We start from the raw sequence: 13,741 nt of genomic DNA on the forward strand, positions 1-13,741 counted from the left end.
GGCGTCGAGCCGTACAACGAACGGACGGCCACGACGAGTGGGCAGGCATTAACCCGGGGTGAAATGGCACCTACCCGCAACGGTTGCCCCGGGTACGTACAGGAATCGCAGCAGAACGCCGGTTGTCGGGCTGATCGCACAGCACCTCACCCCACTACGGGACGCAGGCGACAAGGCCCTTGGGGCGCTGTCCTGTGCCGTGCGGCGGGATGCCGACAACCCGGTGAACACATCAAGCGCCATGCCCATCCTCCCTCAGGGAGGACGAACGCAAGTAACCCTCCGCCAGGCCTCAAACCGACCCAACCAAGGGAGCAAGCAAAATGCAGAGAATCCTTGCCAAGGCAGGCATCACACTCGGCGGACTCGCGCTGGCAGTAGGAAGCACCACCGTCGTGGCACCGACCGCCCAGGCGACCGGGACGTCGACCACCGCGCACTTCGAGGGCAAGACGATCGACCTGTCCAAGGACTGGGGCGCTGCCAAGGCCTGCAACGTCCAGCGCGGCGTCATCGACTGCTTCCGCACCGCCAAGGAGAGCGACACAAAGGCCGCTCAACAGGCCAAGACCGCAAGCCCCAGCGCTGCCCAGGGCTACTGTTCGACCCCGCTGCGCCTGTACGAGCACGCCAACTTCAACTCTTCCCCCTACCCCCAGGGCCGGATCCTGTCGTTCTACGACAGCGGCTACTGGCAGAACCTGGGCGACTACGGCTTCAACGACCAGACCTCTTCCTACAAGACAGGCAATTGCGCCACCTCCTTCGCCAAGGACAACGATGGCAGGGGAAGCAACCCCTCCCCTGTCTACGTCGGAGCGTGGAAGTCCGACGGGTACATGGGAAACGGCAGTTGGAATGACCTGGTGAGCTCGATCGCGCTTTACTGACCCAGAGCCGCCGACCGCAGGAGGGCTGGTTCAGCATGGCGTACCTCCTCAGAACCCGGCAATCGCTGAGCGACATTCCGGAGGCGGCGCGGAAGCGCGGTTGAACCGAATCCGTAGCTTGCGGCGACGGCGTGCGCGGTACGTGACCGCAAAAAAAAGGGGGCGTGCCGCGACTCGCCGGCCACGACCACCGGACCTGCAGCTGACACCGCACGCTGAGCGCACCAGGCCCGTCCTCCCCAGGGAGGACGGACCCACCCGGTATTGGCGCGGTGAGCTCTTCCCGTCGCAGTCCGCGAATCCGGCGCAGACCGCGGTAGCCGTCTCGCACGCCCACATCAGCCGGCTGCAGTCCCGCCCGCTGAGCACGGAGGAAAGCGACGAGTTCGGCACCGCGGGCTGCTGGCCGGTCCTCCGGGACACCGCTCCATGCCTACTTGACCCCGCGCGAGATGTACCGGCCCAGCCATTTCCGCAAGGAGCTTCGTATGGCAGATCGCTGGGGCCCCGTGCTGGTCATCGGTGCCACCTGCCGGCAAGGTGGCGCGACCGCACGGCAACTGCTCGAGTGCGGCCGACCGGTCAGGGCCCTGGTGCGTCCTCGATTCGCCCCCGGCCAGAGCACTGTGTGCGGCGGGAGCCGACGTTGTCGGCGGCGACCTGGACGATCCGACGTCTCAGCCCTGCGGGAGCACCCTCCCGGCCTGATGAGCCTCGGAACCTGGTTGCGCAGCACCGGCTGGAAGCCCTGAACCCGGGAAACGAGGAGACATGACCGATGGACTGCTGCTGCCGCCCGGTGGCGGCCGCCGGATCCAGACCATGACCCTGAAGGCGGGTGCTGAACGGTCGACGACCTGGTCGACGTTCGAGGCCGAGGTCGCGCCGGGATTCGATGTCGGAGCGCACCTGCACCACCAGGCCGAGGAGGTGTTCTACGTCCTGGAAGGCGAACTCGATCTCCTCGCCTTCCACCCGGCCACCCAGGCCACCGGCGACTGGCGTTCCTGGGAGTCCGAGACCGGAGCGACCGTGTTGCGGGGCGGACCCGGGAGCTTCATGTTCGTGCCCGCCGGATGCCCCCACGCCTTCTCCAACCCCGGGACCGAACCCGCCCGGATGCTCTTCCTCGTCTCCCCCGCCGGCCACGAGACCTACCTCCAGGAACTCACCGATCTCCTGAGCACCCCAGGGCCCCCGGACCAAGCCGAGATCACAGCCCTACGGCTCCGCCACGACATCCACCAACTCACCCCTCTCACCTCCCCCACCACGGACTGAGGGAACAAGGCGCACCGGCTCAGGGAAACGTCAGCGCCAGTAAGCCGGTCGGGGCCAGCGGGTTCCTCCCATGGCCGGCGGAGGTCCCGGCAACGGGCCGGGCGAGCCGGAACCTGGCGCGGCCAACGATCAGGATCCAGATCCAGCGGGCCGCCGATCCCCTACGGCCCAGACCGGGCATCTGCCTCCGGAGAGCAGAGACGCGCGCGGTCCGACCCTCACCGCTCAGATGGAGCCGGGCCCACTGAAGCCGTCGGTCCGGGAGATCAGCCACCACCCGGAATGCCGGGTATGAGTGCGCCCCATCGCGCTGACCACGCAACTGGGCCGACGAACCTAGGAGACACCATGCGTATTCGCACAGGAGCCGACGAAGTGACAAGCGCGAAGTGGGCCGTACGGACGGGCGCACTCATCTCCGGCGTGGCCCTGGCCGCCTCGCTGGGCGGCATCAGCCAGGCCCAGGCGGCAACGCCCAGGTCCTCCGCCGGCATCCAGTCCATCGACTACATCTCCGGCAAGGACGTCACGGTCGGAAGCTGCAAGGGCTGGATGAACCGCAGGTCCACCGACGGCTACGTCCAGGGACTCGTGCAGTCCTGGAACGGTGTGGACTGCGAAATGTGGCTGGAGCGCAAGGTCATCGGCTCGTACGACTACAGGCGCGTGACCGCCGGCGTCGACGTGATGAACACCAGCACGTCGACCGGCTTCCACTGGAACGGCACCAACGCCGGCACGCATGTCTGCATCACCAACTGGAGCACCTACGTCAGCGACTGCGGCGAGACTGCCTGGTGAGCTCCCGTCACGTCGTCGCACACCACGGAGCGGTTTTGTAGCGGCGTGATCGCGAGCGGTGTCGGAGCCAGGCAGGCATCTGCGGCAGCCCGCCTGGCTCGCGTTCCTCGACGAGTAACCAGCCGCGCGTGAAAGGCGAACGGCACGTCCTGGGCGTGTCCCCCACCCCCGAAGAACCACTTGAGTGGGGCCCGGGGTGGCGGCCAGCGGCCGGCTGGACGAGTGAAGGAGGGCGCGGGGCCCGATACGGGCGAGAGCGCAAGCAGGAGACGCGGCGGCGGATCATCGAGACGGCTGGGCGTCGGTTCAAGAACGACGGGATCGACGGTTCGGGGATCGCCGCGCTGATGGCCTGATGCCGGTCGCTCTTACGGGGCTGGACGAGATTCGCCCCACCCCCGGCGGCTGTCAGAACATCGTGTTGTCGTTGGCGGCGGTCTCGGGCACGGCCTGTTCGGAGCTCCAGTGCTCGACGATCCTGGCATCGCGGACCCGGAAGAGGTCGATGACCGACCGGCCACGCTCGCCGGGCGTGTCGACGTAGTGGCTGTGCACGGCGACCAGGTCGCCTTCGGCGATGACGCGTTTCGGGGTGACACTCGACTGCGGGAACTTGTCGAAGTAGCTGCCCAGGTCGGCCTTGAGGCCGACCGCGCCGTCGGAGATGTTCGGGCTGTGTTCGTGGTAGTCGGCGCCCACGTAGGCGTCGATGGCGGTCAGGTCCTTGCGGACCAGCAGTTGGTCGACGAACGCGGTGACCAGTTCCTTGTGGTAGGCGGTGAACCACCGCTGCCCGACCGCGTCGGTCCGCGGCTCGCTGAGCGTGGCGAACATGTCGTTGCCGCTGGCCGTGGTGGCGGGCACTTCCTGAATGACGTCCCAGTGCTCGGCGATCTTGCCGTCCTGGAAGCGGAACAGGTCGAACACGGCCAGACCCTCGGTGCCCGGCACCATGACGTAGCGGGAGTGCAGCAGCACCAGATCGCCGTCGGTGATGATCCGGCGGGGCTCGAAGGCGGCCTGCGGGAACTGCTGTCGCATGGCGCCGCTGAAGTTCTTGAGGGCGTCGGCTCCGTCGGGCGCCAGGGGGTTGTGCTGGATGTAGGAATCGGGCCGCACGACCCGATCGACGATGGCCGTGTCGCCGAGGACGAACACGTCATGCAGCAGTTGCTTGGCGAGTTGTGCCTTGCTGTCTCGGACAGTCAGCACGATCTTGCCGGTGGTGCGGCCGGTCTCGCCGAGCGTGTGCGCCTTCGCGGCCTCGGCGAGCGGGAAGGTGGCGTCGATGTGGGCGCGCAGTGCGCCGGTCTCGACGAGGGCGGCGATGGCCTGCATGCCGGCGTGGTCGGCCTCGACCAGCAGCGACTCGTAGCGGATCCCCCGCTCGGCGATCTCCGCCAGTTCGCCGGCGTCGACGGGTACCGGAAGGATCGAGACGAGGGTGCCGCCCGGGCGCAGCACGGCCACGGATCGGGCGCGGGCGGCGGAGTCACGGGAGATCGGGTCGAGGACCACGTCGATGTCGCTGAGCACCTCGGTGAAGTCGACGCTGTGGTAGTCGATGACCTCGTCGGCACCGAGGGATCGCAGGAAGTCGTGCTTGGCGGCGCTGGCGGTGCCGATCACGTACGCGCCGCGGTCCTTGGCGATCTGCACGGCGAGGTGACCGACGCCGCCGGCCGCCGCGTGGATCAGGACTCGCTGCCCGGCCCGGACGCCGGCGGTGTCGACCAGTGCCTGGTAGGCGGTCAGCGCGGCCAGCGGTAGCGCACCCGCCTGGACGTGGTCGATCCCGGCGGGCTTGTGCGTGAAGACGCGGGCCGGCCCGGTCACGTACTCGGCGTGCGAGCCGACTCCGCCCGGGTAGGGCAGCATGCCGAAGACCTCGTCGCCGGGCTTGAACACGGTGACGCCCACGCCGACGGCCTCGACCACGCCGGAGACGTCCCAGCCGAGCACCAAGGGCAGCCGGGCGATGAACGTGGACTGGGCCCGGCTCCACCAGTCGGTCGGGTTGACCCCGGCCGCGTGGACGGCGACCAGGATCTCGCTCACCCCTGGCGCCGGTTTGGGCAGCAGGGTCTCCTGCAGCACGTCGGGGGCGCCGTAGGTGTCCTGGCTGATGGCTCGCATGGTCTCGGTGTCCGTCATGGGCCCAGCCTGGCCGCCGTCACAGGCCCCTACAATGGCGCGATCGCCAATTTTCGACGGGATCCTGCCGTGATCAAGGTGCACCGCGTCGTTGTCCTCGCCTCGCACGGGGTGTACCCGTTCGACCTGGGCATTCCCCACCGCGTCTTCGGCGCCGCGGACGGCCGCTACGAGGTCGTGACCTGCACCATCGACGGTCACCCGGTGCGCACCAACGCGGACTTCTCCATCAGCGTCGATCATGGCCCGGAGGCGTTGCGCACCGCCGACACCGTCATCATCGCGCCGTTCCACACCGGCAACCCCCGCCGTCAGACGTCGGTCGACCTGGCGCAAGTCCTCGCGTACGTGGCCCCCGGCACCCGGATCGTGTCGACCTGCACCGGCGCCTTCGTGCTGGCCGCGGCGGGGCTGCTCGACGGGCACCGGGCCACCACGCACTGGCACGCCACGGGCCTCTTCCGGGAGTGGTACCCGCAGGTGGAACTCGACCCGAACGTTCTGTTCGTCGACGAAGGCGACGTGCTGACCTCGGCCGGTGCCGCTGCCGGCATCGATGTCTGCCTGCACCTTGTCCGCAAGGACCACGGCAGCGAGATCGCCAACCGTGTGGCCCGCACCTGCGTCGTCCCCCCGTGGCGCGACGGAGGCCAGGCGCAGTACATCGAACACCCGGTCCCCGACGCAACGGCGAACGACACGTCCGCCGCCCGGCAGTGGGCGCTGCAGAACCTGCACAAGCCGCTGACGCTGAGCGACCTTGCAGAGCAGTCGAACATGAGCCAGCGCACCTTCGCCCGCCGCTTCAAAGAAGAAGTCGGCTTGAGCCCCGGACGCTGGCTCATCCAGCAACGCGTCGACCGGGCCCGGCAGTTGCTGGAATCCACCGACCTGCCGGTCGACGAGATCGCCGGCCAGGTCGGCTTCGCCGGCGGCACCTCGCTGCGCGAACACCTGCACGCCGCTATCGGCGTCACACCACTGGCCTACCGGCGCACCTTCCGAGGCCCACTGGCAGCGAGCCGTGCCGCCGCGGCGGATGCCCGGCGGGACGGTCAAGTATGTCGCCCTGGATCGTAAAATTATGTACGTCATACCATCAGCTGCACCGGGGACCGATATCGGTCGCGGGTATGACAGCAAACGCACCCGTGAGTCGAGCTGCGTCCTCACACGCTGATCCTCAACCCGGGCCGGCGCCGAAATCGCCACCCGCGCCAAGGGCATCGACAACGGCATCGCCGACGTCGCCACCGTGGGCTCGATGGCCCTCGCCGACCCCGACCTGGTCGAGCGCATCCGCGCCGGCGCACCCCTGAGCACCCCCGACCCCGCCACCTTCTACGACGGCGGCACGGCCGGCTACACCGACTACCCGACCTACGCCGCCTGACCGGAACGCCTTGTGCCCGAGGAAGTCGCCTTCCTCGGGCGCTTCGGCGTACGTACGACCCAGTCGGGCACCGGTGTACCGGCGATGACCGCGAGGTCGCGCCGCGCGGCTCCGATCCCCACTGGTGAAGCAGTTCGGCGGGCTGCGGCCCGGCCGCGTGGGACTCGAGGATCTCATCCGCGAGTATCTGTCGCCCGGGCACCGGGACAACCCCGGCGACGGCTGCCCGAACGCAGCCCTGCTCGACGAGATCGGCCGCTGCGGTGACGGAGCCAAGGCTGCCTACACCGACGGCGCCAAAGCCATCCTGGACGAGTTCGCCGCCCGCCTGGCACCCGAGGATCCGCAGTCCGCCCGCGGCCAAGCGATCGGGCTCTTCACGATGATGGTGGGAACTTCCAGCTCTACGGAGCCATCACTGCCACCAAGGCGGTACTGCCGGCGATGCGGGAGACCGGCGCGGGCACCCTGCTCTACACCACCGGCGCCGGCTCGATCTGGCCCGACCCACGGGTCGCCAACGTCAACGCCGCCGCAGCGGCGCTGCGCAACTGGGCGATGAACCTGCACAAGGAGCAGGACGGCACCGGGATCCAGGCCGCCCACGTCGGCATCGACTCGTCGATCGGCGTCTCCGTCATCCCCGGCGTCGAGGCGGCCAAGCCCGAGCAGATCGCCCCCTCTACTGGGAACTGCACACCACCAAGCGCGACGAGGCCGAGCTCGTCTTCCGCCTCGATGCCGAGGGCTTCCCACGCGCCTGACACCACGTCGGCTCCGCCCCTCGCCGAACCCCGATCGCGTCGCGGCGCCCCAGCGCCGCGACGCGACTCTGAACCCAGCTGCGCGGGGAAGGCCCGTACACCTAGCGTCGGCCGCCTATCGCGGCAGAGCAGGACGGCTGAGAGGGATGCGTTCGTCATCGCCGACCAGGCACGCATGCGCCAAGATCCCGGTCGCCTGCGGCCTGGCGACGAGACAGCCGTCGACCTGCGCACTCCGCCCGCCTCCCGCCTCGACCTGGTCGACGACCGGACCCGTCAGACCACTCAGATCCGTTCGCACCCGCGCAGACCGTCCGGCCGGCCGGCGCCGCGAGGCTTCAGTTACTCGGCCAGGTGCTGAGTGCCTGGTCGGCGACGCGGTGCATGTCCTCTCGGCTGGCGCCGCCGGCGGCCTGTACGGCGAGGCCCTGCCCGACGGTGTGCACATAGCGGGAGAGGGTTTCCGGGTCGGCGGTGAGTGGCAGGTCGCCCTCCGCCTGGGCTTGTTCGAACCGTTTCCGCAGGGCGGCTACTCCGGCCTCGCGGCGTTCGGCCAGGTCGCGGCGGACCGGTTCGCTTTCCGGACCGGCGGCCAGCGCGGACTGCACCAGCAGGCAGCCGCGCGGGCAGCCGGGCGCGGTGTGGGCCTCCACGCCTCCGTGCAGCATCGCCTCGGCCACCTGCCGCGCGGTGGGCAGCTCAAGTGCCGGGGCCACAAAGGCTCCCGGGCCCTGCACATAGCGGTCGACGGCCTTGCGGAACAGCTCCTCCTTGTTGCCGAAGGCGGCATAGATGCTGCGCCGGTTGATCCCCATGGCCTCGGTCAGCGCGGCGAGCGAGGCACCCTCGTAACCCTCGGCCCAGAACACCCGCATCGCCACCTCCAGCGCCTCGTCGGTGTCGAAGGACCGGGGCCGTCCCGTGCTGGGCATCGAAGCCTCCTTGAGAAAAGTTCGCCGCTACGGAATGAATCCCGTGGTTGCTCAGGTTAATGTCATCGTGCATATAGTAACCGATCGGTTCGGTTCGTAAATGAAGCGACGCAGACATCGGAGACCCCTCTTATGAGCACCCAGCCCGCCCCCGGCACCACCCAGTCCGGCATGCGGCTCCTCGAAGGCAAAACCGCCCTGGTCACGGGCGGCTCACGGGGCATCGGTGCCGCGATCGTGCGCCGTCTGACCGCCGACGGCGCCCAGGTCGCCTTCACCTACGCCAGCGCCAAGGACCAGGCCGACGCCGTGGCCGAGGCGACGGGCGCCCTGGCCGTACAGGCGGACAACGCGGACCACGAAGCCGTCCGGGCCGCGGTCAGCCGCACCACGGAGCATTTCGGCCGACTGGACATCCTCGTCAACAACGCCGGCGTCGCCCACATGGCGCCGATCGAGGACTTCCCGCTGGAGGAGTTCGACCGGCTGATCGCCGTCAACGTCCGGGGCGTGTTCAGCGCCGTCCAGGCCGCCGCTCCCCACCTCGGCCAGGGCGGTCGCATCATCACCATCGGCAGCGTCATCGTCGACCGCGTCCCCTTCCCCGGCGCAACCGTCTACGCCCTGACCAAGGCCGCCGTCGCCGGTCTCACCCGCGGCCTGGCCCGTGAACTCGGTCCGCGCGGCATCACCGTCAACAACGTGCAGCCCGGCCCCACCGCTACGGACATGACCCCCGACTCCGGCCCGTACGCGGAATCCCTGAAGCAGCTCATGCCACTCGACCACTTCGCCCAGCCCGCCGACATCGCCAGCGCCGTCGCCTATCTCGCCGGCCCCGAAGCCCACTTCATCACCGGCACCAGCTGGAACGTCGACGGCGGCATCGCTGTCTGACCGCCCACCCCGGGCGGCCGCAAGCAGGCGCGGTCCACCGGCCTCCAGCCGCACCGCCGTGCACGACGACACCCCCTGTCACAAAGGACGTACCACGACCATGAACGCTTCCACCACAGCCTCCGCAACCGCCCTGGCCGTCGGGTCGGAGGAGCCGCTCAGCCCCGGCTACGACGCGGCGACCAAGGACGACGCCGAGTTCAACAAGCTCTTCCGGCACGGCTTCACCACCATCGACGACGTACAGATGCACTACGTCATCGGCGGCGACGGCCCGCAGGTCATGGTGCTGCTCCACGGCTGGCCGCAGAGCTGGTACGAGTACCGCCAGATCATGCCCTCGCTGCTGCCCGGCCGCACCGTCATCGCGATCGACCTGCCGGGCCTGGGCGACTCGACCGGAAACCCGCCCTCCCGGGCCAAGACGGTCCTGGCCACCTACGTCCACAAGCTGCTCGACCACCTCGGCCACCACGAGAACGTGCAGGTCGTCGCCCACGACTTCGGCGTCAGCGTCGCCTACCCGCTGGCCGCCCAGTACCGCGAGCAGGTGTCGGGCCTGTTCCTCATGGACTACGGCCTGACCGGCAAGAACCTGAAGTTCGCCGCCATCGAGTCGATGTTCTGGCACTTCTCCTTCAACAAGCAGCGTCCCCTCGCGGAGGAACTGGTCACCGGCCGGGTCGAGACCTTCCTCACCCACTTCTTCCAGGGCATGAAGACCGCCGGCGAGAACATCTCCGCCGACGAACTGGCCGAGTTCGTCCGGCTCTACTCCCGCCCCCAGGTCCTGCACGCCGGCTTCGAGCTCTACCGGACCGAGACCCAGGACGAGGCCGACAACACCGAACTCCAGCAGACCCCGCTGACCATCCCGGTCCGCATGATCACCCAGGCCGGCCTCGCCGACATGGTCCTGCCGCCCCTCCAGGACGCCGCCCCCCACGCCACCTCCGCCGACGTCCCCGGCGCCGGACACTTCCTCCTCCACGAAGCACCCGACCGCGTCCTGGCCGAGATCAACGCCTTCTACCCCACCAACCCCACAGCCTGACCGACTTCGAGCGCCAGCACACCGAGACGAGAGGAAAACCCCTGATGAACAGCCAACCCACGTCCGCCCGCGATGTCCCCACCCGCGTATTCGCCGCCTTCGACGCGGGCGACACCGCCGCACTGGACAGCCTGGTCTCGCCCGATCTCATCGACCACAACCTGCCCCCAGGGGCTCCCTCGGCGATCGAGGGGATGAAGGAAATGGTCGCCGCCATGCGCGACGGGTTCACCAACCCTCACCACGAGATCGTCTACCAGGCAGAGACCGACGACGGCTGGGTCGTCTCCCAGTGGGTGATCACAGCGACCCACACCGGCCCCTGGTTCGGACTGCCCGCGACCGGCCGTGATGTGACCTGCTCCGGCATCGATCTCGCGCGCGTGGTCGACGGCCGGATCGTCGAGATCCGGCACGTCGAGGAACTGCTGCAACTGCAGATGCAGATGCAGCTCACCGACTGAGGCAGCAGCAAAGACACATCGGCGCGGCGTGAGCTGACCAGACGAGAACCCCCGGCGAAGAGCCGAAGTCGATCGCCCCATAGACCCTTCACCGGGCGTTCTCATAGCTCAATCTGTTGCCCCGTCGGCTCCTGAAGGCCGTCTGACGACACACCCGGAAGCGCCCGCTCGATTGACGCGGTGCAGAGAAAGATCAAGGCGCGGTCCCGTACACCATCACCGGCGCGAAGCTCCAGGTCCCGGTCAAGCGCATCCTGCAGCGAGCCTCGCGAAAGTATCGTGACGGCCTCCGCGTTCAGCGAGAACGAGAGCGTGTCTACCCGGGGCCAGAAACGTCACGCCGCAAGGACGGTCCCACGTCGTTCCCGTCGTTCCCGTCGTTGTCGGCTTCGACGCCGACTCCGACACCCTGCCGAGCATCGAGGCGGACGCAGATCAACTGCTCAGGGACGCGCCGCGCACGAACTCCTCACGGCCGCCCGCGCGGCGGCCGACGGCCGCACCGTTGGCGCAGGACCTCGATCCACGGCCCACCACAGAACTGACTCACCCGTCTGCATGGTCCTCACACGGGCATGATCGGCGCATGGACCGCCGAGGGCCATGTCCACGGAGAGGGGATGCCAGTTCACGGCGACAGCTGATTCAGACCTCCTGTGCGGCCTGGCCGACTCACCGGGCGCACACTTCGGAAATAGGCCGCCGGCGACCCCGCTGGGCCGACGCCCTCGCCGCCCCGGCCCCTGTACGGCCCCTGTACGGCCCCTGGATCTCTACATCGGCCCCCAAGGCAGTCGCCCGGGCCGCGAGCGACACCCTCGATCATCTACTCAGCCGCAGGTCAGATGGGTCGGAGCTCCCCCGACCGCCGCCGGACTCCAAACCCACGAGCAGCGGATTCAGTCCGTTCAGGCAAAGCTGACGCTCCGACAGGACAAAATAAGCGTTTCCGCAGGTCAGAGACCTGCCGAAGTGGGGCGGGTGGGACTCGAACCCACGGCCGACGGATTATGAGTCCTTTGAGGATCTTGGCGGCCCCTGCCGATCCACGCCGATCCTTGGCGTTCCTGCAGGTCAGACATGGTGATCGTTGTCAGCCCTGCATGGCCCGTGTCGATCCGCGCCTGTCCGTGTGGCCCCTGTACGGCCCCTGCGGATCCTCGCGGGCTGCTCGTCAGAGGCCGGTAGTGAAGGAAAGCTCGATCAGTTCGCGCATCACCCGCTTCGGACCGCTCCACCAGGACGCCGTTCTCGAACCTGGAGCCGGCGCGGCCCAGGGGACCAGGTGGGCGCCGATGATCGCGCGCCGGCGGGGCTGGGCGGACTCCACGAGCTTGAACACCATCGCGAGTGCCGCGGCCGGCGCTGCGGCGCCGCGGGTGACCTTGGTCTGCGGCTCTACGGTGGAAAACGTCGACTCGACAACCAGCGGATTCATGGTCCGCAAGTGGATCCCATGCTCTGCCGGGAAGTCGTAGAACGCCAGCGGCTCCTCCCGATCGTCGGTGATCTTCGTGCCGTGGCTCTTGGCGAACGCAGGCCGGAAGCAATCACTCCACCCGGCTTACGACCGCAGTTACGCCTCTGGTGGTACACCGGCAACCACCCTGGTTGCAGGCGCAGTTCAACCCCTGGTTGGGCGAGAGGGAACAGTCCTCCCAGCTAGCTTTCCAGGTACCCGGACAACATCACCCCGGGCGCGCGACCGCACCACCGCTGGGGGGGGGCGGACTCCCCTGTATTCGGGAACTGAAGGGACCTGGAAATGAAGCGACAGCTCATGAGTACGTTCGCCATCCTGACCTTGGCCGGCTCCGGCCTCGTGGCCACGGCGAACAGCGTCTCCGCCGCCCCGTCCGCGCTCACCTGCACGAAGGTGTTCGACGACGGCAACACGGCCGGGATCAAGTGCACCGGTGGCGCCTTCAACGGGTGGGCAAGGTGCAAAAACGGCAAGGTCGCGATTGGCGCCACCGCGGCTTCCGGGACGACGTCCTACGCATATTGCACGAGCTACAACTCCTCACTCGCCTACCCGCGTGTTTGGGGCTTCGGGTGAGCGTAGATGTGGGCCAACAGTAGGGCAGCCGACCGCGTGCCGACCCGCGCGTCAGACGCCGCCCGGCGCTGACGGACGGGGACGCCCGGAGCTCTGCCGGAGCCCTGGTCAGGGCGCATACGAAGTGCCCCTTCCCGGCAGCTCGAATGCCGGGAAGGGGCACTGGCGTACGGGACGCCGTCCATGAGACGGCGTCGGGCCCCGCTGCGATGGCGTCGAGGATCATCTCCCGTCTCACCGCGCCAGGCCGCGAGGGCCCGGCGGCGGTCGCGCTCCTTTGACGCTCCCGGGCGTTATTGACGACATGGCAGTTCCAACACCTCAGGTGTTGTCCGTGCCCCAGGATGCGGCGCCGCGGGAGGTCAGTCCGGTCTCGTACGCGAAGACCACCGCCTGGGCCCGGCTGTTCAGCGTGAGCTTGCTCATGCAGCGGTGGACGTGTGTCTTGATGGTCGCCGTGCTGAGCACGAGTCGCTGGGCGATGTCGGAGTTGGACATGCCCGCCCCGACCAGCCCGAGGACCTCTAACTCCCTGGGGGTCAGCGTGTCCAGCCCGAAGTGCGGCTCGGGCGCGGCCGGGCGGGGGGTGTAGGTCTCGATGAGCCCTTTGATCACTGAGGCGCTGAACAGCATGTCGCCGGCGTGCACGGTGTCGATGGCGGCGAGCAGCCGGTCCGGTGGGGTGTCTTTGAGAAGGAAGCCGCAGGCGCCGACCTTCAGCGCGCCGTAGACGTACTCGTCGAGGTCGAAGGTGGTCAGGACGAGGATCTTGGGGGGCGAGGGCGCAGCCTGGGCAAGGATGCGCTCGGTGGCGGTGATCCCGCTGATGCCCGGCATCCGAATGTCCATCAGGATGACGTCGGGTCTTGTCTGCGTGGCGATCTCGATGGCCTCCTCGCCGTCCCGCGCCTCGCCGATGACCTCGATTCCCGGTGCGGCCCGCAGGAGTGCGACGAGTCCCGAGCGGATGAGGATCTGGTCGTCTGCGACGAGCACTGTGGGCATGCGTGGTTTCCGCCTTCCTCGCGGCTGCCCGTCCGGGAGCCGAGACG

General features: G+C 68.6%; 13 protein-coding genes and 3 pseudogenes. 11 read left to right on the plus strand and 5 right to left on the minus strand.

Annotation, left to right across the window (positions count from 1 at the left end; all coding sequences use genetic code 11):
* The first annotated feature begins 323 nt into the window (after nt 1-323).
* From PUR53_RS47515 to PUR53_RS47525, 3 genes are all read left to right on the plus strand, one after another.
* Nucleotides 324-890, plus strand: coding sequence for a hypothetical protein (locus PUR53_RS47515; protein WP_329912581.1), 567 nt, complete (start codon nt 324-326; stop codon nt 888-890).
* 771 nt (nt 891-1,661) lie between these two features.
* The gene (locus PUR53_RS47520) at nt 1,662-2,171 is read left to right on the plus strand and encodes a cupin domain-containing protein (protein WP_329912582.1); all 510 of its coding nucleotides are present in this window, start codon (nt 1,662-1,664) and stop codon (nt 2,169-2,171) included.
* Between the two features lie 375 nt (nt 2,172-2,546).
* A complete protein-coding gene (locus PUR53_RS47525) occupies nt 2,547-2,972 on the plus strand; it encodes a hypothetical protein (RefSeq protein WP_329912583.1) in 426 nt (141 codons plus the stop codon).
* A gap of 408 nt (nt 2,973-3,380) precedes the next feature.
* Here PUR53_RS47525 and PUR53_RS47535 read toward each other — a convergent pair whose 3' ends face one another.
* On the minus strand, nt 3,381-4,184 hold the full coding sequence (locus tag PUR53_RS47535) for a nuclear transport factor 2 family protein (RefSeq protein ID WP_329901718.1): 804 nt from the start codon (nt 4,182-4,184) through the stop codon (nt 3,381-3,383).
* A pseudogene (locus PUR53_RS47540) lies at nt 4,173-5,108 on the minus strand (NADP-dependent oxidoreductase); the annotation flags it as partial. The pseudogene PUR53_RS47540 and the gene PUR53_RS47535, both read right to left, overlap by 12 nt.
* Nucleotides 5,109-5,198: 90 nt before the next feature.
* Here PUR53_RS47540 and PUR53_RS47545 point away from each other — a divergent pair.
* From PUR53_RS47545 to PUR53_RS47560, 4 genes and pseudogenes are all read left to right on the plus strand, one after another.
* Nucleotides 5,199-6,206 carry a GlxA family transcriptional regulator gene (locus PUR53_RS47545; RefSeq protein WP_443078320.1) on the plus strand — a complete coding sequence of 336 codons (1,008 nt, stop codon included), beginning with the start codon at nt 5,199-5,201 and terminating at the stop codon, nt 6,204-6,206.
* Nucleotides 6,207-6,390: 184 nt separating this feature from the next.
* Nucleotides 6,391-6,519 carry a hypothetical protein gene (locus PUR53_RS47550; protein ID WP_329901699.1) on the plus strand — a complete coding sequence of 43 codons (129 nt, stop codon included), beginning with the start codon at nt 6,391-6,393 and terminating at the stop codon, nt 6,517-6,519.
* A 124-nt stretch (nt 6,520-6,643) separates the two neighbouring features.
* Nucleotides 6,644-6,916: pseudogene (locus PUR53_RS47555) on the plus strand (TetR/AcrR family transcriptional regulator); the annotation flags it as partial.
* 47 nt (nt 6,917-6,963) lie between these two features.
* On the plus strand, nt 6,964-7,644 hold the full coding sequence (locus PUR53_RS47560; protein ID WP_329912584.1) for an IS110 family transposase: 681 nt from the start codon (nt 6,964-6,966) through the stop codon (nt 7,642-7,644).
* Here PUR53_RS47560 and PUR53_RS47565 read toward each other — a convergent pair.
* Nucleotides 7,622-8,215, minus strand: coding sequence for a TetR/AcrR family transcriptional regulator (locus tag PUR53_RS47565; protein WP_086799757.1), 594 nt, complete (start codon nt 8,213-8,215; stop codon nt 7,622-7,624). The two genes, PUR53_RS47560 and PUR53_RS47565, sit on opposite strands and share 23 nt — an antisense overlap.
* 132 nt (nt 8,216-8,347) lie before the next feature.
* Here PUR53_RS47565 and PUR53_RS47570 point away from each other — a divergent pair, with 132 nt between their 5' ends.
* The 3 genes from PUR53_RS47570 (at nt 8,348) to PUR53_RS47580 (ending at nt 10,630) form a co-directional block, all read left to right on the plus strand.
* The gene (locus PUR53_RS47570; RefSeq protein ID WP_329901701.1) at nt 8,348-9,112 is read left to right on the plus strand and encodes a 3-oxoacyl-ACP reductase family protein; all 765 of its coding nucleotides are present in this window, start codon (nt 8,348-8,350) and stop codon (nt 9,110-9,112) included.
* 100 nt (nt 9,113-9,212) lie between these two features.
* Complete coding sequence (locus PUR53_RS47575) at nt 9,213-10,166, plus strand: alpha/beta fold hydrolase (protein WP_329912585.1); 954 nt, start codon at nt 9,213-9,215, stop codon at nt 10,164-10,166.
* 44 nt (nt 10,167-10,210) lie between these two features.
* Nucleotides 10,211-10,630: an ester cyclase gene (locus PUR53_RS47580; RefSeq protein ID WP_329901703.1), complete on the plus strand. Its 420-nt coding sequence runs from the start codon at nt 10,211-10,213 to the stop codon at nt 10,628-10,630.
* A 1,220-nt stretch (nt 10,631-11,850) separates the two neighbouring features.
* On the opposite strand, the pseudogene PUR53_RS47585 reads toward PUR53_RS47580, so the two are convergent.
* Nucleotides 11,851-12,167 (minus strand): annotated as a pseudogene (locus PUR53_RS47585) (IS256 family transposase); the annotation flags it as partial.
* A gap of 243 nt (nt 12,168-12,410) precedes the next feature.
* Here PUR53_RS47585 and PUR53_RS47590 point away from each other — a divergent pair.
* Nucleotides 12,411-12,689 carry a hypothetical protein gene (locus PUR53_RS47590; protein WP_329912587.1) on the plus strand — a complete coding sequence of 93 codons (279 nt, stop codon included), beginning with the start codon at nt 12,411-12,413 and terminating at the stop codon, nt 12,687-12,689.
* Between the two features lie 321 nt (nt 12,690-13,010).
* Here the strand turns inward: PUR53_RS47590 and PUR53_RS47595 are convergent, their stop codons facing one another.
* The gene (locus PUR53_RS47595; RefSeq protein WP_329901705.1) at nt 13,011-13,694 is read right to left on the minus strand and encodes a response regulator transcription factor; all 684 of its coding nucleotides are present in this window, start codon (nt 13,692-13,694) and stop codon (nt 13,011-13,013) included.
* Nucleotides 13,695-13,741 lie beyond the last annotated feature (47 nt).

Origin of the sequence: Streptomyces sp. SP18BB07 (assembly GCF_036322545.1) — a bacterium.
Classification (GTDB): Bacteria; Actinomycetota; Actinomycetes; order Streptomycetales; family Streptomycetaceae; genus Streptomyces; species Streptomyces deccanensis.

Excerpts from the sequence above, each read along its gene's own strand:
- PUR53_RS47515 (WP_329912581.1), top strand. The coding sequence starts at position 324 with ATGCAGAGAATCCTTGCCAAGGCAGGCATCACACTCGGCGGACTCGCG.
- PUR53_RS47580 (WP_329901703.1), top strand. The coding sequence starts at position 10,211 with ATGAACAGCCAACCCACGTCCGCCCGCGATGTCCCCACCCGCGTATTC.
- PUR53_RS47520 (WP_329912582.1), top strand. The coding sequence starts at position 1,662 with ATGACCGATGGACTGCTGCTGCCGCCCGGTGGCGGCCGCCGGATCCAG.
- PUR53_RS47565 (WP_086799757.1), bottom strand. The coding sequence starts at position 8,215 with ATGCCCAGCACGGGACGGCCCCGGTCCTTCGACACCGACGAGGCGCTG.
- PUR53_RS47560 (WP_329912584.1), top strand. The coding sequence starts at position 6,964 with ATGCGGGAGACCGGCGCGGGCACCCTGCTCTACACCACCGGCGCCGGC.
- PUR53_RS47550 (WP_329901699.1), top strand. The coding sequence starts at position 6,391 with ATGGCCCTCGCCGACCCCGACCTGGTCGAGCGCATCCGCGCCGGCGCA.
- PUR53_RS47590 (WP_329912587.1), top strand. The coding sequence starts at position 12,411 with ATGAGTACGTTCGCCATCCTGACCTTGGCCGGCTCCGGCCTCGTGGCC.
- PUR53_RS47570 (WP_329901701.1), top strand. The coding sequence starts at position 8,348 with ATGAGCACCCAGCCCGCCCCCGGCACCACCCAGTCCGGCATGCGGCTC.
- PUR53_RS47575 (WP_329912585.1), top strand. The coding sequence starts at position 9,213 with ATGAACGCTTCCACCACAGCCTCCGCAACCGCCCTGGCCGTCGGGTCG.
- PUR53_RS47595 (WP_329901705.1), bottom strand. The coding sequence starts at position 13,694 with ATGCCCACAGTGCTCGTCGCAGACGACCAGATCCTCATCCGCTCGGGA.